Source organism: Reichenbachiella sp. (genome assembly GCF_039944555.1).
Classification (GTDB): Bacteria; Bacteroidota; Bacteroidia; order Cytophagales; family Cyclobacteriaceae; genus Reichenbachiella.
Genome location: NZ_JBDUYN010000004.1, coordinates 622,724 through 643,832, shown reverse-complemented (window position 1 = coordinate 643,832; position 21,109 = coordinate 622,724). Strand labels below are relative to the sequence as shown.

Sequence of the window (21,109 nt, the reverse complement as noted above, 5' to 3'; positions counted from 1 at the left end):
ATGGTATCCTTGCGGAATATAATACTTTGCGTATTTGTGCTGTTAAGCATGAGACATATGAGCTATGGACAATATTCCGGAGGAAATGGTGATGGCTTCAATGCTGATGCGACCTGTAACACCAATTTAAATGGAACCTCATCGGCCCTCACAATAGGAACCATCAGTGGATCGTCTATCTTCTGCAACAATGGTGCTGAAACCTATAGTATCTCAATTGCAACCGGTAGTGCAGATAGTTACAACTGGTCCGGTCCAACAGGCACTGCTATAGCCTCCCAACAAATCGATGGATCTGCCAATCTACTCTTTGGTAATACCTCTGGAAATGTCACCGTGCAAGTCAGCAACGCCTGTGCAACGGTATCAACCAATCTGGCTGTGACTAACACCGCCTGCCAACAGTTCTTTGGAGGCAACAATGACGGGCAGGATGATGAGGCTTCGTGTAGCACCACTTTGAACGGCGTTGGCACCGGACTGGCCATTGGTACTATCTCTGGGCCTTCTGCCTTTTGCGACAATAGCAACGAGACATTCTCTATCAGCGTAACCGCTGGAGCTGCGGACAACTTCCTTTGGACGGGACCTACAGGAACCATCGTGGCTTCACAACAAATTGACGGCTATGCCAATTTACTCTTTGGCAGTACCTCAGGAAATGTCACCGTGCAAGTCAGCAACGCCTGTGCAACGGTATCAACCAATCTGGCCGTGACTAACACCGCCTGCCAACAGTTCTTTGGAGGCAATAACGACGGGCAGGATGATGAGGCTTCGTGTAGTACCACTTTGAACGGCGTTGGCACCGGACTGGCCATTGGTACTATCTCTGGGCCTTCTGCCTTTTGCGACAATAGTAACGAGACATTCTCTATCAACGTAACCGCTGGAGCTGCGGACAACTTCCTGTGGACTGGTCCGACAGGGACTACCGTGGCTTCGCAGCAAATTGACGGCTATGCCAATTTACTCTTTGGCAGTACCTCTGGAAATGTCACCGTGCAAGTCAGCAACGCCTGTGCAACGGTATCAACCAATCTGGCTGTGACTAACACCGCCTGCCAACAGTTCTTTGGAGGCGACAATGACGGGCAGGATGATGAGGCTTCGTGTAGTACCACTTTGAACGGTGTGGGAACTGGACTAACCATAGGCGCGATCTCTGGACCCTCCTCTTTTTGCGACAACAGCAATGAGACCTTTTCCATCAACGTCACCGCTGGTGCTGCAGACAACTTCCTTTGGACGGGACCCACTGGAACCACCGTGGCTTCACAACAAATCGATGGATATGCCAATTTACTCTTTGGTAATACCTCTGGAAATGTCACTGTGCAAGTCAGCAACGCCTGTGCAACGGTATCAACCAATCTGGCCGTCACCAATACAGCATGTACGAATAACTTTGGAGGCAATGGTGATGGTTTTGCTTTCACAATTTCCTCATCATCTATTAGCTTGCCAGTTGAACTCATCTTCTTTCATGCCACTGTTGAAGACAAAAGTGTTAAGCTGGAATGGTCTACAGCTTCTGAGACAAACAATGACTACTTTCTGATAGAACGCTCTTCCAACCTTCACGATTGGAAGCCCTTAGGGAAAACCAAAGGAGTAGGAAATAGCAGCATTCAAGTAGACTACACTGACTACGACACCAGTCCATATCCTGGACTTTCTTATTACCGACTTAAACAAGTTGATTTTGATGGCAGCACCTCCTATTCAGAAGTAGTATCAGTTATTATAAATAGTCATAACTTGAGTATATATCCAAATCCTGCCCACAATCTGGTGTACATCCAGCTTAGGTCAAATCAGCCTACACTTCTGTCTGTGACCAATATATCTGGCACAACCTTACTAAAAACTCAGCAGGCTACCACAGATTTGATTCCTATTGACCTATCGAACATGAAATCAGGCATATATTTTATTCGCATTCAAAACTCTTCAATGACGGAAACCAGAAAAATAGAGCTAGTTCAATAAGTCCATAATTGATTATTGATGAAGTCACCCGTTCATATTAGCTATTCATCTTGTAGGCTGTCAACAGGGTTAGCCATCGCTGCCCTGAGCGTTTGAACTCCAAGGGTGATCATCGTAAAAATACATGTAAGTGCAAGTGGCATCAATATGAGTAGGACAGAAATTCCCATCCTGTATTCAAAACTCTGTAGCCAATCGGTCATCAGCCAATAAGTCACCGGCAGAGCTATCAGGAAAGCCAGTCCAATCAATTTGAAGAATTGATTACTGATAATAAACAAAATATGAGATGTTGAGGCTCCAAGAGCCTTTCTGATACCTATCTCTTTTGTTTTTGTTTCGATTATGAATCCAACCATACCTATCAATCCCAGACAACCGATAAAAATGGCAATAATAGCAAAAACCTTAATCATGGTACCAAGCCTTTCCTCCTGCATATATTGCCTGTCAAAAAGCTCATCTACAAATTTGTAACGTGCTGGATTTTGGGTGTCATGCGATACCCAAACCTGCTCTATAAATTCAAGTGTCGATTGTATTTCACTTTCCTTAATTTTCAATGATAACTCTCTAATATTTTCATTTGTTTTTAGCATCACCATAGGTACTATAGGGCTATGCAATGACTCAAAGTGAAAATCTTCTACCACTCCATATATTCTACCTAGTCCCATATCCTTGCCGTCAAATGAACCATAGGCCAGTCTCTCGCCAATTATCTGGCTGGGATCAGCATACCCAAGAAATTCTGCAGCTCTTCGATTGATGATATAATAGCCGGTTGAGTCTTCAAACATTTCCATTTTTTTATCAAAATTCTCTCCGGCTATCAATTCGATTTCATAAGTTGGTATGAAATCCTCATCCACCATGATGCAGGGCATTCTAAAATTATTGGGCACCAAAGAATCCCCCTTGAAAAATTGTGAGCCCCAGTTATCGGCAAGCCTTCCAGTAGGAATTCTTGAAGAATAGGTTCCCATCTCAATATTAGGATGCTCTAGCAATTCTCGCTTCAAACGTTCTAAGTTTTTTACTTCGCGGGAAAGTCCTAGGTCGATTACCTGGCTTCTGGTATATCCTGGATCAGAAGTCTGAATAAACTTCATCTGCCCATCGATAACCAACAATGCGAAGATCAGGGATATGGTGACAATGTATTGAAATGTGACCAGCCAGTTTCTGAAATTCCATCTGGAAGCCTTGATCGATGACTCTCCTTTCAATGCGCTCAGCAATTTTACTCGTGACAAAAACAGAGCCGGATATAGTCCAGAAATCAACCCAACAGAAATGGTCAATACAAATACAGAAAGCGTTAACTCCAAATTTTCAGTCAAAGAAAACATAAGCTCTTTGCTCATAAAGGAGTTGATATAAGGAAGTCCCAGATACACACATCCAAGCGCCAGAGGAATGGCCAGAATACAAATCAATACAGATTCTGTTAAAAATTGAGCCAGCAATGACGACTGTCCAGCACCAATAGCCTTTCTGACGCCTACTTCTTTCATCCTTCTCGAAAAATGAGAGGTGGCCAGATTCATATAATTGACGCACGCCACTAATAGCAACAACAAGCCAACAATGCTAAAGATATAGACCTGCTGCAGACTTCCATTGGCCTGGACCTCGCCTTCCAGGTTAGAGTTAAGGTGAATATCCAACAAAGGCTGAAATCTAAATCCATAAAATTCACTTGCATCCCGCCCTCTTCTTTTTCCAATGTACTTATTAAAAAATTCTTTTGAATATTCCTCCAGTTCGACAGCATCGGTGCCTGGTTCTAATCGTACATAAGTCAGCCAATTGTAATTACCCCCTATATTGTTCATTTCTTCCTCACCAAAGAAGCTATATACAAAGCGTATTGGTGCCAAATATTCAAATTGGAAATGTTGCTGATTAGACATATCCTCAATTACACCACTAATTTCGAATAGCGACTTCTGGCCTTCTGCATATAATTCAACCGTCTCGCCAATAATGTTTTTCTCCTCCCAGTCCTCTCCAAAAATCCTTATGGCCGTAGTTTTTGTAAGCACCAGCGAGTACAAATCTTTGAATGCTTCCTCCTTGTTTCCTTGAATAAAGGGAAAAGTAAACACATCAAAAACCTCATCGCCTGCAAATACCACTTGTTGACTGGGTAGCTTTTTCTGCTCATACTGAATGTCTGGAAACGCCCATAGAAAGAACCTTACAGCATGTGTTATAGCTGAATAATCTTGTTTCAATCGCTCGGCATGACCAGCAGAAGCAAATGCCCAATGTCGGCTTAACTCACCATCCAGGGTGAAATTTTCAACTGTTACACGATGAATTTCATCGGCAAATTCATGATGCCTATCATAGCTCAGTTCATCCTTGACAAAAAGAGCAATTAGCATAAACGCAGATAGGCCGAGCGCTAATCCTAAGGTGTTGATAGCGGTGCCCGATTTATACGTCCATAAATTTCGGATTCCTATTTTTAAGTGGTTTTTGAACATTGTATTTTGAGTTTCTAATTCTTCTTGACCTTTAATCTTTTTCATCATCGATGGACGAAACAACTTAATGATCTGCCATCTGTACCATTTTTTTGCCTTTACCAGTGTGGAATCTTTAGACAAATAATGGAACTCTTCTTCCAAGTCTCCCTGGATATCTTCATAGTATTCATGCTTGCAAAACCATTTAAGGAATTTGGTAGCACGAGTCGGAGGGATTCCATTTTCTACTTCTGCCATTAATTACCAAAATCGAAAGCTATTGAAGGAATGGACTCCCAAAGCTTCATTCGTGTATCTTTTGCATGTTCCAGTGCATCCTTACCTAGGGGTGTCACTGCAAACAATCTTTTTCTTTTGCCCCCACGTACTGCAGTGGCTTGTCCAAATCTTGAATCCAGAAACCCCTTTGATTCCATTCGCCTCAAGGCGGTTTGCAATGCGCTCACGCTCACTTTACGTTTCATTTTTTCTTCAATCTCTTGCCGAATTGATACGCCATAGGCATCATTATAAAGTACGGCCACCGTTAACAGCACTACTTCTTCAAACTCGCCTAGTTGATATTTTTTCATTTTCAGAAGGGTTTATTATTAAATTACTAAATGTAAATTAAATGATAAAACTCCTAAACGTAGATATTATTGGAAAGTTTTATGGCACAAAAAAACCCGATCCATTGGATCGGGTTTTTAAATCAATATGTTTTACTGACTCTAATGCGCCAGCATCTTTTCTTTCCTCTTTTTCAATTGTCTTCTGAGTCCTTCAACAGCCTCATCAGTTCCAGCTTCAAATGACTTTGCCTGCTCCTTTGAAAACACCTGTGCGCCAGGTATGTTCAATTTAATCTCTACGATCTTATTCTCTCTCGAATCATCTTTCTCGACTTTTAAGATTACTTCTCCGTCGATGATCCTATCATAAAACGTTTCTAATTTGTCAACTCGCTTTTGAATGAAATCAATCAATTTTTGATCTACGTCAAAATGAAGGGAATGAAACTGTAACTTCATAAGATTAATATTTAATGTTAGAAAATAATTTACGCCTTTGGATGTGCCTGGTCGAAAACCGATTTCAGCTTATCCAAAGAATTGTGCGTGTACACCTGAGTGGCAGCCAGGCTGGAATGACCCAGCAAGTCCTTGACCGCATTGAGGTCTGCACCGTTGTTTAATAAATGCGTTGCATAGGTATGCCGCAACACATGAGGGCTTTTCTTATAGACCTTTGAAATGTATCCTAAATATTTCTGTACGATTCTATACACCATCATAGGGTAACACTTTTTTCCTTTATCAGTGATAAGGAGCCAGTCATTATCGGAACTATCGATCAACTCCCTTACTTTAGCATACGCCTCAACAAGCCTGATGTTGTCCAAAGTCAAAGGAATAATTCTCTCTTTGTTTCTCTTACCCAAAACCTTAATGCTTTGATTGAAAAAGTCGACGTCTGAGTGTTTTAAATGTATTAATTCTGACAGGCGCATGCCCGTCCCATACAGAAGCTCTATGATCAGTTTATCGCGGGCTCCTTCAAATCCACTAGAAAATTCAACTCTGTCTAGCAGGTTATCCATTTCATCTTTCAGGACAAATTCTGGCAAGGCCTTCGGGGTCTTGAGTGGCCGGAGTTTAATGGCCGGGTTCTCAACAATGACTTCTCGCTTAAGTAAAAACTTGTAAAAAGATCGTAGGGAGGCAATTTTCCTGTTTACAGATCTTGGGTTGATCTCAGCCTCAATCAATGATACCACCCAAGCACGAAGCATTTTGTGGTTCGCCTCTTGGGGAGTCAATTCTAAGTCAATACATTCCAGGTAATCTTGAAACTGAAGAAGATCAGTTTCATATGCACTCACGGTGTGAGTGCTGTATCTTTTTTCTTGCAGGAGGTATTTTAGGAATGGTTTTATCATTAGTACAACCTTGATATAAGGCTATACTAACTTATAAAAAACCAAGCACAAAAGCTACAGATACTAGTAGTTTTCTTTGGCAAACATTTTTTGCTTGTAAGCCGCTTTAATCATCTCTTCTCTTCTTGCTACGGAAGGTTTTTTGAATGCTGTTCTTGACCTCAATTGTTTCAAAACACCAGTTTTTTCAAACTTCTTTTTGAATCTCTTAAGTGCTCGATCAATCGATTCGTTTTCTTTTACGTTAATAATCAACATTATCTTCTATTTTTAAACGGGCTGCAAATTTATGATACTTGTCATTAATTCACAACCTGTTTCTATAATTATCTTAATTAATTTATGCTATTTATCAAACAAGGTCCTTGCAATCACCAATTTTTGAATCTCTGAAGTACCTTCTCCTATTGTGCAAAGTTTAGAATCACGATAGAACTTCTCAACTGGAAAATCTTTTACGTAACCATACCCTCCAAATACCTGCACCGCGTCGTTAGACACACTAACAGCTGTTTCGGATGAATGTAGTTTGGCCATGGCCGACTCCTGATTTACACTCTTTCCTTGATTTTTTAGTTCCGCGGCCTCTTTGATTAACAACCTTGAAGCCATCACCTGAGTAGCCATGTCGGCTATTTTGAATGATATACCCTGGAATTTAGAAATGGATTGATTGAATTGCTGTCTTTCTTGTGAATATGCCACTGCCGCATCCAAAGCTCCCTGCGCTATTCCTAAGCCCAGCGCTGCGATAGAAATTCTTCCTCCGTCCAATATTTTGAGTGCTTGAACAAAACCTTCTCCTACTTCTCCCAATAGATTGTCAGCAGGTACTCGACAATTATCGAAGATCATTTCTGCCGTTTCCGAGGCACGCATACCCAATTTGTTTTCTTTTTTGCCACCAGTAAAACCAGGAGTACCTCTTTCCACCACAAATGCCGACATGCCGTGAGAATCGCCAGCCTCGCCAGTTCTAGTCATCACTACGGCCACGTCTCCTGATATACCGTGGGTAATAAAGTTCTTGGTCCCATTGATCACCCAATGATCTCCATCTCTAACCGCGGTTGTTTTCATGTTGCCAGCATCAGATCCTGTATTGGGCTCCGTAAGGCCCCAGGCTCCGATCCACTCGCCACTCGCCAGCTTTGGCAGCCATCTCTTTTTCTGCTCCTCATTTCCAAATTGCATAATATGCCCGGTACACAATGAATTATGTGCGGCTACAGATAATCCAATTGACCCATCAACTTTTGATATTTCTGAAACAACAGTAACATACTCATGATAACCAAATCCGGCTCCACCATATTCCTGAGGCACCAAAACACCCATCAGCCCAAGCTCTCCAAGTTTCTTGAAAAGAGGAATTGGAAACTCCTGGCTTTCATCCCATTTCATAATATTCGGTCTGATTTCCTTTTCACAGAAATCTCTAAGCATTTCTTTGATCATCTGACAGTTTTCTGCTACCAGCTCCGGCGTATTTTCGCTAATATTATTCATCTTATCTTGTTGGTTATCAATTGTTAATAGCAATATTAAAATATTTTTTCGCTATTTATACTCAATGTTTCAAATAATGTTTGGGGTTCGAAGAAAATTATCCTCTTTCATGTATTTAGTACCATCAGTTAAGAATATGGTTTTATCGAGTTATTTTATACCATTGCCACTTGATATTAATACCAATCGCCTTAGATTTGCGCCTTTAAAATTGACTTAGATTATGAATATTGCCGTAGTAGGAACCGGGTACGTAGGATTGGTAACGGGAACATGTTTCGCGGAGACAGGAAATCAAGTGACGTGCATAGATATTGACGAAAAGAAGGTAGAAAAGCTGAAAAATAAAATCATGCCGATCTACGAACCTGGCTTAGATCTTCTATTTGAGCGTAATATCAAACAAGGAAGACTCCACTTCACAACTAACTTGGCTGAAGGCATCAAAGATGCGAAAATTATATTTCTAGCTCTACCTACCCCTCCGGGAGAAGACGGTTCAGCAGACTTAAGATACATTCTTGGAGTTGCCAATGATCTTGGTCCACTTTTAGAAGATTACACTGTAATTGTCGATAAGAGTACCGTTCCCGTAGGCACCGCAGAAAAAGTGACGGCCAATATCAAAAAAGGGGCAAAGGTAGATTTTGACGTTGTTTCAAATCCTGAGTTCTTGAGAGAGGGTGTAGCACTAGACGATTTCATGAAACCAGACAGAGTTGTAATTGGCACATCTTCTGAAAGGGCCAAAAAGATCATGGATGACCTTTACTCTCCTTTGGTAAGACAGGGTAATCCTATTATCGTTATGGATGAAAAGTCTGCCGAACTTACAAAATATGCAGCCAACTCATTTCTAGCGACCAAAATTACTTTCATGAATGAAATTGCCAACATGTGCGAATTGGTTGGTGCAGATGTGGACATGGTCAGAAAGGGAGTAGGTACAGACTCAAGAATAGGCAAAAGATTCTTGTTTGCCGGAATCGGTTACGGCGGAAGCTGTTTTCCCAAAGATGTTCAGGCTTTAGCAAAATCAGCCAAAGAAGTGAATTATGATTTCGAAATTTTGACGGCTGTGATGAACAAAAATGAATCTCAGAAAATGAAATTGATAGATAGAATCAAAGATCATTATAATGGAGATTTGTCAGGCAAAACTTTTGCCATCTGGGGACTGGCTTTCAAACCGTATACAGATGACATTAGGGAAGCACCTTCTTTACTCAACATCAAGGAATTATTAGACGCTGGGGCGGCTATTAAAACTTACGATCCTGAGGCCATGGATAATGTCAAAGAAATATTCGGAGAACAGATTCAATTTTGCCAGGATGAATATGATGCAGCTCAAGATGCAGATGCATTGTTGATTATGACCGAATGGCCTGTTTTTCGAACACCAGATTTCAACAAGTTGAACAACACGCTTAAAAATAAATTGATTTTCGACGGAAGAAACCTTTATAACACTGAGACTATGACCGAGCTCGGGTATACTTATTATAGCATTGGTCGAGCAACGGTATCTAATTAATATGAAAAATATCCTTGTCACTGGTGGGCTGGGGTTTATAGGTTCTCATACTTGTGTAGAGTTGATAAACTCCAATTTCAATCCAATCATAATTGACAACCTCGACAATTCAGAAATCTGGATAAAAGAGAGGATTGAAAGAATTGCAGGTCAAACGGTTACTTTTTATCAAGGGGACTGCAGGGACAAGGGATTATTAGATCAAATATTTACAGATAATCAAATAAGTGGAATTATTCATTTTGCTGCATACAAAGCTGTTGGAGAATCTGTAGATGAACCCTTAAAGTATTATGATAATAACCTCGGCGGTTTAACAGCTATTTTAGAAGTTTCACAAAAGCATGGCTGCTCGAACCTTGTTTTTTCGTCTTCTTGCACAGTATACGGAACTCCTGACAGTCTGCCTGTAAATGAAACCGCACAGATCAAGGATGCTGAATCCCCATATGGCACAACTAAGATTATTTGCGAGAAAATCATTCAAGACTTAGTCAAATCGGTTCCTTCATATAAATCGATTCTGCTAAGATATTTTAACCCAATTGGGGCACATGAATCATCCTTGATCGGAGAACTTCCTTTAGGATTGCCAAGTAACCTAGTCCCATTCATTACCCAAACGGCAGTGGGCATTCGAGAGAGCCTGACTGTATTCGGTAATAATTACGATACCAAAGACGGCAGCTGTGTAAGAGATTTTATACACGTTACGGATTTGGCCAATGCGCACATAAAGGCCCTTGAATTTCTGCTAGACAAAAATGAGGGGACTTGTGAAGCGGTGAACATTGGTACCGGAAATGGGAATACCGTCTTGGAGTTAATATCCACTTTTGAAAAAGTAAGCGGACAACGACTCAATTACTCTATTGGTGAAAGAAGAGAAGGCGATGTAGAGGCCGTATATGCAGATGCCAAAAAATCTCAAGATCTTCTCGAATGGCAGGCAAAAATTAGTTTGGAACAATCCTTACGAGACGCCTGGAATTGGCAAAAGACACTTGAAAAATAAAAATGGACAAAAAAATTAATCACAGGTGAGGCGGATTTTATAGGTTCACATGTTGTTAAACATTTCGTCCATAACTATCCGAAGTATCAAATTTTCTATCTCGACAAATTGACCTATGCCGGTAATTTGGAAAACTTGAAGGAGATCCTAGATGCTAACAATCATGCATTTATTAAAGGTGATATTTGTGATGAGTCCCTTATTCGCAAATTTTTTATAAAAAAACAGTTTGACAGTGTCATTCACCTGACTGAAGAATCATGGGCAAGAACTAGGTAGGGAAACAGGTAGCTGTGAAGCTCTTATCACTTATGTAACAGATCGTGCCGCCACGATCAACGCTATGCCATAGACTCAACAAAAAATCTAAGGGGCTGGGCAGGAAGCCTTCTTTGCAATTCGAAGACGAACCTGAAAAAACGGTAGATTGGTATCTCGGGAACCAGCAGTGGCTGGTGAATATCAAATCAGGAGCTTATCTGAAAAAATAACTCAATACCTATTGTTGGTTTGGAATTAGATCAAAATACACTGTATTTTGAGTTTGCGTTTTTGACCAAATAATAAGACATGGAAATTTCATCTGAAGTTGTTCTCAAATCACTTTCAATTCATAAGATTACAGAGGAAGACGGCCTTGTCAATTCGTCGCAAGCATTAACCATTGAAGATCAGGATCTGAATCAATTATTGGTCAAATATTTCTTCAAGGCGTTCAGAATAGAGGAACGCTATCGATTCTTTCATGAGACTTCTCTCGATTACAATGAGGTCTATTGCTTCGTGAGAGACATATTCGAGTCACCAAGCAAGCTTCATGAGAAATCAGTGGAAATAGCCAAACATCTGTATGCACATTCTAGAAATCAAAATATTAAAGATGGTGACGTAATGGTTACTTATTTCGAAGATTGTGTGTTGGGAGATGAGGTCACAGATGCCGTCGGCATATTTAAGGTTGAAAACAGGGACACTTATATAAAAATTATGGGGCATGCAGGAGTTTTTGACATTAGCAGTGAAGAAGGCATTAGCATCAATAAACTAGACAAGGGGCTAATTATTTTCAATACTGATAAGGAAACCGGTTATCAAACCATGTTAGTGGACAAAACCAACAAGGCTGGAAATGCACAGTACTGGCAAAACGACTTTTTGGGCGTCGAGCCCTTTACTGATGAATATTTTCAGACACAAAATATTATTAACAATTTGCAGGAATTTGCGCAAGAAGCCTTTGCGGGGCAAACGAAAACCGAAAAAATTGCTTTTGTGAATGAGTCCATAGACTATATGAAATCTAATAATCAATTTGACCAGACAGATTATCAGGAGACAGTTTTACAAGCACCTGAGTTGATTGAGCACTTTGAAAACTTTCAGGAGAAGAAACAAATAGAGCAGCCTGAGATGAATGTTGAAAATTTCGACATTTCAAAGCCTGCTATCAAAAATACCAAGCGATTCATTCGATCCGTCATCAAGCTGGATAAAAACTTTCATGTATATGTTCATGGCAATCGGCAGAATATAGAAAGAGGCTTTGATGAAAATAGAAAACAGAACTTCTATACCTTGTATTTTGAGAGAGAAGAGTAATCAGATTAGAAAAATAGCATTTTAGCTAAAATAAAAACTGATTGGCCTAAAAATCAGGAATTAAATATCTCTTCAAGCTTTTCATTAGTAAGTGGCTTACTAACAAATCCAACGATGTCATCATTGTCTCCGGCTCTATCAATATCTGACTGAATTACAGATGATGTCACCATATATAAACTAATCTTATTCTTTATCTCCGCAGATATATGGGCATAATCCTCCAAAAAGCCCCAGCCGTCTTTTACGGGCATGTTTACATCAAGCATAACAAGGTCCGGTATACTACCATTACCACTCCCACCTTCTAAGCTCCTGAAAAAATCGATCGCTTCTTGCCCGTTATAAAAATTCAAAATATCACACTCGATATTCTTCATCTCTATCTGCTTTTTAATGATAAGTTGAAAAACCTCATCATCATCAATTACCGCAATTTTCTTCTTCTCGCTCATTTACAATAATTCCTAAAACCAAGCGCTACCTTTTAGCTGATTATAAGTGCATTATACTACACTTCTCCAAAATTAATAATAAAATTTGATCCTTTCCCTATTTCGCTCTCAACTCTGATGGTTCCTCCCATCGATTCCACTTGGGCTTTGGTGATAAACAACCCTACTCCTCTTGCGTCTTGATTATTATGAAAGGTCTTTCTCAACCCAAATATTTTCTTTCCAAATTTACTTAGATCGATTCCTAAACCATTGTCTTTTACCTCCATACTCTTGACACCATTTTGAATATAGGTTTTAATAAGAATTATAGGCGGCCGTTTAGGATCGGCATATTTCAATGCATTAGTTATCAGATTAATTAGTATACTTTCTAAATATACTTTTGGATAAATAATAGCATCAAACTCAGAAAAATCACTAGTTATCTTTCCTTCCATCTCAATGAGCTCACTTTTAACGCTGCCTAATATTTTTTTAAGTACCGCTTGCAAACTTATTTTCTTCTTTCTCTTGTCCAGCTCCCAGGAAGTTTTCACTACTTCATTGAGTTCCACAATGGTTTCATCCAGATCGGCGACTCCTTTCTTTAAATTTTCCCAAACGAAAAATTCGGTTGCTGCGTCCTGATCACTTTCTTTGATCTGAATGAGCGACATCATATTGGTGATGGGTGCTCTCAAATTGTGCGAAGCAATATGAGCAAACTCTTCGAGCTGATTATTTTGTCGTTTGAGGTGTTCATTCAACTGCTTTAATTTCGCTTCATCTTCAAGAATTTTCTCTTGTGCTATCTTCCTATCGGTAATGTCATAAATGGCAATTTGCACAGCTGGTTCTCCCTCATAAGATATCAAGGTTCCCATCGCTTCTATCCATATAACACTGCCATCTAAGCAATTGAATTTTTGTTCATTCCTATGAGCAGTTTTTTTTGTGTAAATATTATGAATTCTCTGTTTGGCAACGTCTTGAGAATCAGGATGAATAAAATCCATTGGGCTTTTACCCAATATTTCTTTAGCAGATTTAGCCTTGGTCAATCTCACGGCCTCTGCATTTACCTTCTTTATTATACCTTGCGAATGTATAATGATGCCCACAGGCGAATGGTCAAACAATGATTGCAGCCGCTGAGCATCCTCCGAAACCCTGGATTCACTCTTTATGATTTCTCTTCTTCGCTTATTGATATCAGTGACATCCTGAAGACTTGTCAGTGATTTTTGGAATTTGCCGTTTTCATCTTTTACTACTACAGACGAAAATAAAACATCCAATATCTCTCCATTTTTCTTCAACAACTGAAACGGTACATTTTTGCAATACCCCGTTTGCACATACTTGGGGAAAACTTTGCTCATTCCATATGTCTTGGACTCAGGCGTAAGTAAATCAAATGCCATTTTACCAATAACTTCTTCTCTGGAATATCCAGTCGTTTCCAAAAAATACTCCCCTGCTTCGGTAATCCTTCCTTCGGCATCTATAGAATTGAATAATGCTGGAGTATTGAGATAAAGTGCCTTGAATTTCTCTTCGCTGGCTTCTAACAATCGAGTTCTTCTCACCCGATCTAACTCAGTGGCGGCCCGAGTTGAGAAAATCTGAAGAATTTTGTCGTAATGTTGAAAGGTGTGATAATATTTCTGAAACATCACACACATAATCCCTGCCGGTTTTTCCTCATGTTCAGCGTAAAACAGAGGGATTCCAATTAATCCTTGAATTTCACCGGATCGAAAAAGAGAATGATCAGGGTAAAGTAAACTACAATCAGCCGGTATGTTTATGATATCATGTCTATGCAAGGATTCAAAGGGCGACTCTTTTACATCATACCATTCATTTTCCAACATTTTGTTGTATGTAGCACGGGAGACAGTATTCAGCTGACCGTCTTCAAACAAACCAATAAATGCATAATCACCATTAAATGCCTTGCACAATTGAAGGGTAAGGTCGTCCAAAAAAGTCCTTCCGGTTGAGGAAGCCGTCCCTTGATAGATGTTTTGAATTAAGTTGTAGTATTGAATGAGCTCTGCTTCTTGTCGCTTTCTATTGGTAATTTCCCTCACTATTGCAAGCACCTCATCCGACCCAGATGGCTCTATTTCAACCTCAAAATATTTTTCTGAACCATCCTCAGCCGGAACTGAAAAATAGGTGACTTCAGATTTATTGTTATCGATGCAATAACGCACCACGTCAATTCCGTTTGGTAGATAATCAAATTCATCAATATTTCTGCCGACCAAATTTCCTTTATATGGAATTGCATCAAATCCTTGATGGATATGACATTCGAGTATCTGTCCAATTTTATCAATTCTGAAAATTGGGTGTTTAACTACACTTAGCAAGCTTTGCTTGACATCTATTTCACTCATTGGCTCTCATCTAGCGACATTTCGACCGACCTATGTTAGGTTTTATATAATTATGAACCGCGCTATTTTAATGAATAATATAGGTAAGGCATTTTGGGAGGGAAAATATAACTAATAAATAGCAATAAAAGACTCTTAAAACGTGGTAATCATACGATATTCTCATTTTCCAATCCAAATTTTTCCAATCTCGTAAAATTCTCATTCACTACAGTACTTTTCTTTGTTTACACGAACCCATCTCGTATTTTTGCGCCTTATAGAAATTCATAAATCATGCAGAGAGACCAACAAGTTTTTGACTTAATCGAAAAAGAAAGACAACGCCAGGAAAATGGCCTTGAACTGATCGCTTCAGAAAATTTCGTATCTGCCCAGGTAATGGAAGCCGCAGGTAGCGTATTAACTAACAAATATGCAGAAGGATTGCCTGCTAAAAGATATTATGGCGGATGTGAAGTCGTTGATCAAACCGAAAATATTGCAATCGAAAGAGCAAAAGAACTATTTGGTGCTACCTGGGTAAATGTGCAACCACACTCTGGCGCTCAAGCCAACTCAGCAGTGATGCTTGCTTGTCTAAAGGCCGGTGACAAAATATTGGGTTTCGACCTTTCGCATGGCGGTCACCTCACACATGGCTCCCCGGTTAATTTTTCCGGAAAATTGTATGAACCCCATTTCTATGGCGTAAACAAAGAAACAGGTAGAATTGATTACGACCAGCTTGAGGAAGTAGCCAAAAAAGAAAAGCCAAAGATGATTATCTGTGGTGCTTCTGCCTATAGCAGAGACTGGGATTACGCTAAATTTCGGGAGGTTGCTGACGAAGTTGGAGCGATACTTTTGGCAGATGTTTCTCATCCCGCCGGATTAATCGCCAGAGGTCTTTTGAACGACCCACTTGAGTATTGTCATATCATTACAACCACTACTCACAAAACGCTAAGAGGTCCAAGAGGAGGTATGATCTTGATGAGAGAAGATTTTGAGAACCCGTTCGGCCTGAAAAGCCCAAAGGGAGAACTAAGAAAAATGACCGCGCTACTGGATTCTGGCGTATTCCCAGGAACACAAGGTGGCCCACTTGAGCATATTATAGCGGCTAAAGCAATTGCTTTTGGCGAAGCGCTATCTGATGATTACATGAATTATGTGGTACAAGTGCAAAAAAATGGCCATGCTTTAGCGGAAGCATTCATGGGCAAAGGTTACGATGTTATCTCTGGGGGCACAGACAACCATTGTGTATTAATTGATCTAAGATCTAAAAATCTTACGGGCAAATTGGCGGAGAATTCGTTGGTAAAAGCTGATATCACAGTCAATAAAAACATGGTTCCCTTTGATGACAAATCTCCATTTGTGACTTCAGGCATTCGAATAGGTTCTGCTGCTGTTACTACCAGAGGCATGAATGAAATAGACATGGCTAAAATAGTGGAACTGATAGACACCACGCTTATGAATCCTGAAAGTGAGGAGAATCTTGCTACGGTAAGAGGTCAAGTCAACAACTGGATGGCTGACTTCCCGTTATACACACATTTAGATTCACTGGTATAAAAATAGATGCAAGAACTGCCCCCTGATCAAATACATGCCACAGACCAACAAGAGATGTCCTTTCTGGATCATCTGGAAGAACTCAGATGGCATGTCATCCGGGCCTTCATGGCTATTACCGTATTTACGGTAGCGGCGTTCTTATCTAAAGAATTTGTTTTTGGAACATTAATACTAGGACCCTCCAAAACAGATTTTTGGACTTATAAACAGCTGTGTGATCTTGCCAACGTCATAGGTGTGCAAGCGCTTTGTATTGATAAACTACCCTTCATTATTCAGAGTCGGCAAATGACAGGACAGTTCACCATGCATATTACCTCGTCTTTTGCCGTAGGTATAATTGCAGCCTTTCCATATGCCTTTTGGGAAATCTGGAGATTTATCAGTCCTGGACTATATATCAAAGAGAGAAAAATTGCTCGAGGTGCTGTTTTTTATGTTAGTCTACTCTTTTTGATTGGCGTCCTATTTGGGTACTTGATTCTCACGCCGCTTTCAGTCAATTTTTTGGCTAATTATCAGATCGACCCTTCGATACTCAACGAGTTCGACATTGTGTCCTACGTCTCAACTGTAACTACATTGGTATTAGCCTGTGGACTCTTGTTCCAATTGCCAATGGTGGTTTACTTTCTGACAAAAGCAGGTTTATTGACTCCAGATATTATGAGATCATATAGGAAACATGGCATTGTAGTTATTTTCCTATTAGGAGCGATGCTCACGCCACCAGATCCGTTCAGTCAGATTTTGATAGCCATCCCACTAATAGGTTTGTATCAATTTAGCATCACAGTATCGAGCAGAACCTTTAAGAAAATTTCGAGAGATTTAGATTAGTTTTGTATCACGAACCCCAAACAAAACACTAATGAAAATTGCTATAGGAGGAGATCACGCTGGATACGAATACAAAAAAGAAATAATAAGCCTACTTCAATCCGAAGGTCATCAAGTTGAGGATTTTGGCCCTAATTCTACAGATTCGGTGGACTACCCTGATCATGTTCACCCACTGGCCAATTCAGTAGAGCAGGCTGATTGCGAATTAGGTATTCTTATCTGTGGTAGTGGAAATGGTGTAGCGATGACAGCAAACAAGCACCAGGGAATCCGGGCAGCCCTCTGCTGGACGGAAGATCTTGCCGAGTTGGCTCGTCAGCATAACGATGCAAATGTAATAGCGATACCAGCCAGATTCGTTTCTTTGGACATTGCAAAAACTATGGTTTCTGCATTCGTCTCAACCGACTTCGAAGGCGGCAGACATCAAAATAGAGTAGACAAAATATCTTGCTGATATAAGCCAGTTATTGTTAGGTTACGGTTAATCAATATGAATCTGAATTTTCATGTAGGCCGCCCCAACTGCCAATCGCTTTATTCTTTAAGTATATAAATTTCTGGGTACATCTCATGACGAATGTATTCCGACGCGATAGTTGGCATAATGCCAAACAATTCTGGAACAACGCCTTCCTGATCAATAATTAGCTCTGGCAAATCAGTACTGAAATTTAAAAAAGCCTCAGCACTATTATCGTAATAATTTAGGCTTTCTAATTGGACTCGAGAGAGTTGCCAATTAAGGTATGGTGTCGCGAGTGATGCATTTTGATAATAGTGCAATCCCTCTCCAGTCACAAAAATTTTCTTGTCTGCTGTTAGTTTGGCATGACTACTTTCTTTAACAAGCAACGGCTCGTAACTGATTATCTGTTCCATCCCGAACCAGTGATTCGAAAATAAGAGGTGATTGAACAATATTAAAACAATGACCAATCCGGTATTGAGTTCAGCAATAAGCCAGTGTCGAACCAGTAGCAAATAGTGAGTCACAAAAAAAGCAACTGTCGGAACAAAAAAGATCAATTGAAACGTGGAAATTTCTCTAGACATTGTCAACGCAAAAAAACCAGACAACATAAACATCAGCATTACCTGTTGTATTTTTTCCTGAAAGTTGATGTATTTACCTAATTGTCGAACCTTATAAAATGAGAAAACTAACAAAACACAAGGTACAAGTGCAATAATTGCCAGCGAAGTCCAATTCAAATAATTGACAGTCTCGATTACCCAAAGTGACTGAACGACATGGTGCTGAAATATCAAATAATTATCAAACCAATAAAAATACAAACTAGCCAAACCAACAATCAGTGCAAACCCATAAACCAACAACATCATTCGACGAAGGATCGAACCTGTGTAAAGGATTAGAGAAATAATTGTAACCACAAAATATAGTATTGAGGGCAGATAAAAGAGTGCAGCTATCCCGAGATAAACTCCGGTAAATATGAACAACTCGTCCTTTGTCTGATTATCCATTCTCTTGAACAAATTATTCATGGCCAAGAGCACAAATGTCATACTCATTAGGACTGGTGATAATGTCAGAAAGTCAAAATACGCATTCATTAAAACCATATAGATTAATGCTGGAACATAGCTGCTGCTGTTGTAAGCTTTGTTGCGTAACATGACGTTATTGAAGATGCCAGCTTGTATTAGTACAAGAATCAATGAAAAAATAAAATAAGGTATTCTTGATTTACCGAAAATGATAAATAACCACTTGTATACCAGTACCGATAGTGGTGCTGTATAATCCCACACGTCCTGATACATAATAAAATCTCCGGACCCTAATCGCTCGCCAATTAGCACCCACTTCAACTCAGGCAAAATCAGAGGCACTCCAGAAACAAACATTGGAACACGAATAACCAGAAGCAATAAAAAGACTCCTACTAAACGGTATGGATCATTGGTTTTGAAGAATGTTAGCAACTGTAAATATGTTTGATTAGGTAAAACTTATCTGCTCGCTAGAATCTAATTATGATAGCAGTTATCTTCACGATTCGGACGAAATTACGGTTTTATTAAAATATAATATAAATTAATCGGGATATTTGCAGTGAGTATGAGTAGCACTAGACAACTGAAGTACGCAGGGTTGATTCAAAAAGACCTAAGTGAGTTATTCCAAAGAGATTCCAGGCATTGGTTTGGCAATGCCTTCATTACAATTACAGATGTAGATGTAAGTCCTGATCTCAGTTTTGCTAAGATTTACCTTAGCCTTATGATGGTCGATGATGAGAATGCCTTTTTAGAATTAGTTAAATCTAAAAAAAGTGAAATCAGAAAAGCTTTGGGACTTAAAATAGGCAAGCAAGTTAGAATTGTGCCCGATCTTAATTTCTACATTGACGACACGCAAGAAAATGCACAAAAGATTGAAGATATACTTTCCGGCCTCAATATTCCACCAGCACCTGAAGAAGACGAAAGTGAAGACTAGCATTTGAATCTCCCATTTTTCATATCGAAACGCTATTTCTTCTCCAAGAAGAAGAAAAATTTCATCAATATCATCGCTATTATTTCGATGCTTGTAGTCTCCATAGGTACAGCTGCATTGATTATTGTATTGTCCGTATTTAATGGCATGGAGGGTCTATTGCGGTCTATATACGGAACATTTGATGCGCCTCTTCAAGTCTTGCCTGCTGAAGGTAAATCATTCGTTTTTACCACCGATCTTAGAGAAAAAGTTCGAAGCATTGATGGTATATTGGATATCACGGAGGTTATCGAGGACAATGCCCTGATCAAATACAATGATGCTCAGATGATAGTAAAGATCAAGGGAATGAGTGACAATTTTATTGAACAGGGTAGGATGAAAAATGCCGTTCGCCAGGGTGAGCTCAAATTCCTGGACAATAACACTGCATACGCCATTATTGGTCGTGGGATTCAATTCAATTTGGGTGTCTCTCTTCGAAATGATTTTTTGGCCTTGCAGTTTTTTTATCCCAAGAATGTTAAACCAGGTGCAATTGATCCCTATCAGTATTACAGTCGTGCTAATATCATGCCCGGGGGCGTGTTTGCATTAGAACAACAGTATGATGACAACTATGTTTTTGTACCGCTTTCATTTACAGAGAAATTGTTGGATTACAGAGGTAAGCGTACCTCCTTGGAATTAATGGTAGACCCCGAGCAAGATCTACTAACGATTCAAGACAATCTTGCCGAAATTTTGGGCAAAAAGTTCGTGGTACTCAATAGTGACCAACAGCACGCTGATTTGTACAAAGTTTTGAAAATTGAAAAACTGTTTGTATTTATCATTTTCTCAATGATTGTAGGAATTGCATCAATCAATATTTTCTTCTCCCTCTCCATGCTAGTGATTGAAAAGAAACCTGATATTGGAAGTCTATTTGCCATGGGAGCTCCTAAAAAACTAGTTAGAAAAATATTTTTACTTGAAGGAGCCATTATAGCCTTTATTGGAGCTGGCAGTGGCCTTGTTCTTGGTTTTGCTTTCTCATGGCTTCAGCAAACTTATGGCATTGTATCCATGGGAGTTGCTTCATCAGTGACTCAAGCCTACCCCGTAGAAATTATACCCACTGATTTTCTATTTACTGCTATTACCATCATCTTCATTACTTTTATGGCATCAATACAGCCAGCAATCAGAGCTTCCAATCAAGGTGTACAGAGAGTCTAAGTCATATTGGCTATAAAACGTTTAGACTTACATTTATACTATTAATAATTTCTAGTCTTAAATGAACATCTCAAAATTGAACAGCCA

18 protein-coding genes and 1 pseudogene are annotated in these 21,109 nt (G+C 39.6%); 10 read left to right on the top strand and 9 right to left on the bottom strand.

All coding sequences use genetic code 11. The annotated features are described in order from the left end of the window. The first annotated feature begins 57 nt into the window (after positions 1-57). Positions 58-1,992 (top strand): T9SS type A sorting domain-containing protein, encoded by a 1,935-nt coding sequence (locus ABJD64_RS04300; RefSeq protein WP_348202665.1) that lies wholly within the window; start codon positions 58-60, stop codon positions 1,990-1,992. Positions 1,993-2,033: 41 nt separating this feature from the next. On the opposite strand, the gene ABJD64_RS04295 is transcribed toward ABJD64_RS04300, so the two are convergent. From ABJD64_RS04295 to ABJD64_RS04270, 6 genes are all read right to left on the bottom strand, one after another. Then, on the bottom strand, positions 2,034-4,727 hold the full coding sequence (locus tag ABJD64_RS04295; RefSeq protein ID WP_348177759.1) for an FtsX-like permease family protein: 2,694 nt from the start codon (positions 4,725-4,727) through the stop codon (positions 2,034-2,036). After that, complete coding sequence (locus ABJD64_RS04290) at positions 4,727-5,062, bottom strand: helix-turn-helix transcriptional regulator (RefSeq protein WP_348177757.1); 336 nt, start codon at positions 5,060-5,062, stop codon at positions 4,727-4,729. Before ABJD64_RS04290 ends, ABJD64_RS04295 begins: the two co-directional genes overlap by 1 nt. Positions 5,063-5,203: 141 nt before the next feature. Next, positions 5,204-5,503 (bottom strand): ribosome-associated translation inhibitor RaiA, encoded by a 300-nt coding sequence (gene raiA, locus ABJD64_RS04285; protein WP_348177755.1) that lies wholly within the window; start codon positions 5,501-5,503, stop codon positions 5,204-5,206. 29 nt (positions 5,504-5,532) lie between these two features. Further along, complete coding sequence (locus tag ABJD64_RS04280; RefSeq protein WP_348177753.1) at positions 5,533-6,411, bottom strand: tyrosine-type recombinase/integrase; 879 nt, start codon at positions 6,409-6,411, stop codon at positions 5,533-5,535. A 63-nt stretch (positions 6,412-6,474) separates the two neighbouring features. Continuing rightward, positions 6,475-6,669, bottom strand: a complete 195-nt coding sequence (rpsU, locus tag ABJD64_RS04275) for a 30S ribosomal protein S21 (RefSeq protein ID WP_348177751.1) — start codon at positions 6,667-6,669, stop codon at positions 6,475-6,477. A gap of 87 nt (positions 6,670-6,756) precedes the next feature. Next, positions 6,757-7,920, bottom strand: a complete 1,164-nt coding sequence (locus ABJD64_RS04270; RefSeq protein ID WP_348177749.1) for an acyl-CoA dehydrogenase — start codon at positions 7,918-7,920, stop codon at positions 6,757-6,759. Positions 7,921-8,143: 223 nt separating this feature from the next. Between ABJD64_RS04270 and ABJD64_RS04265 the strand changes: the two genes are divergently transcribed. From ABJD64_RS04265 to ABJD64_RS04250, 4 genes and pseudogenes are all read left to right on the top strand, one after another. Next, positions 8,144-9,457 carry a UDP-glucose/GDP-mannose dehydrogenase family protein gene (locus tag ABJD64_RS04265; RefSeq protein WP_348177747.1) on the top strand — a complete coding sequence of 438 codons (1,314 nt, stop codon included), beginning with the start codon at positions 8,144-8,146 and terminating at the stop codon, positions 9,455-9,457. Between the two features lies 1 nt (position 9,458). After that, the gene (gene galE, locus ABJD64_RS04260; RefSeq protein ID WP_348177745.1) at positions 9,459-10,472 is read left to right on the top strand and encodes a UDP-glucose 4-epimerase GalE; all 1,014 of its coding nucleotides are present in this window, start codon (positions 9,459-9,461) and stop codon (positions 10,470-10,472) included. 18 nt (positions 10,473-10,490) lie between these two features. Then, positions 10,491-10,963 (top strand): annotated as a pseudogene (locus ABJD64_RS04255) (GDP-mannose 4,6-dehydratase). A 79-nt stretch (positions 10,964-11,042) separates the two neighbouring features. Beyond that, positions 11,043-12,071 carry a nucleoid-associated protein gene (locus ABJD64_RS04250; RefSeq protein ID WP_348177744.1) on the top strand — a complete coding sequence of 343 codons (1,029 nt, stop codon included), beginning with the start codon at positions 11,043-11,045 and terminating at the stop codon, positions 12,069-12,071. 53 nt (positions 12,072-12,124) lie between these two features. Here the strand turns inward: ABJD64_RS04250 and ABJD64_RS04245 are convergent, their stop codons facing one another. Continuing rightward, positions 12,125-12,526: a response regulator gene (locus tag ABJD64_RS04245; RefSeq protein ID WP_348177742.1), complete on the bottom strand. Its 402-nt coding sequence runs from the start codon at positions 12,524-12,526 to the stop codon at positions 12,125-12,127. Between the two features lie 56 nt (positions 12,527-12,582). Then, the gene (locus ABJD64_RS04240; RefSeq protein WP_348177741.1) at positions 12,583-14,916 is read right to left on the bottom strand and encodes a PAS domain S-box protein; all 2,334 of its coding nucleotides are present in this window, start codon (positions 14,914-14,916) and stop codon (positions 12,583-12,585) included. 276 nt (positions 14,917-15,192) lie between these two features. Between ABJD64_RS04240 and glyA the strand changes: the two genes are divergently transcribed. The 3 genes from glyA to rpiB are packed head-to-tail and all read left to right on the top strand — an operon-like array spanning position 15,193 to position 17,785. Further along, positions 15,193-16,482: a serine hydroxymethyltransferase gene (glyA, locus tag ABJD64_RS04235; RefSeq protein ID WP_348177740.1), complete on the top strand. Its 1,290-nt coding sequence runs from the start codon at positions 15,193-15,195 to the stop codon at positions 16,480-16,482. A 6-nt stretch (positions 16,483-16,488) separates the two neighbouring features. Next, positions 16,489-17,325, top strand: a complete 837-nt coding sequence (gene tatC / locus ABJD64_RS04230; RefSeq protein ID WP_348177738.1) for a twin-arginine translocase subunit TatC — start codon at positions 16,489-16,491, stop codon at positions 17,323-17,325. A 31-nt stretch (positions 17,326-17,356) separates the two neighbouring features. Further along, positions 17,357-17,785 carry a ribose 5-phosphate isomerase B gene (gene rpiB, locus ABJD64_RS04225; protein WP_348177736.1) on the top strand — a complete coding sequence of 143 codons (429 nt, stop codon included), beginning with the start codon at positions 17,357-17,359 and terminating at the stop codon, positions 17,783-17,785. Between the two features lie 80 nt (positions 17,786-17,865). Here rpiB and ABJD64_RS04220 read toward each other — a convergent pair whose 3' ends face one another. Then, entirely contained in the window at positions 17,866-19,281 is a 1,416-nt protein-coding gene (locus ABJD64_RS04220; RefSeq protein ID WP_348177734.1) for a hypothetical protein, read from the bottom strand. Positions 19,282-19,417: 136 nt separating this feature from the next. On the opposite strand from ABJD64_RS04220, the gene ABJD64_RS04215 reads away from it, so the two are divergent. Both ABJD64_RS04215 and ABJD64_RS04210 read left to right on the top strand, forming a co-directional pair. Then, positions 19,418-19,798 (top strand): ribosome-binding factor A, encoded by a 381-nt coding sequence (locus ABJD64_RS04215; protein WP_348177732.1) that lies wholly within the window; start codon positions 19,418-19,420, stop codon positions 19,796-19,798. Between the two features lie 87 nt (positions 19,799-19,885). Continuing rightward, positions 19,886-21,022: an FtsX-like permease family protein gene (locus tag ABJD64_RS04210; protein ID WP_348195263.1), complete on the top strand. Its 1,137-nt coding sequence runs from the start codon at positions 19,886-19,888 to the stop codon at positions 21,020-21,022. Positions 21,023-21,109: the final 87 nt, after the last annotated feature.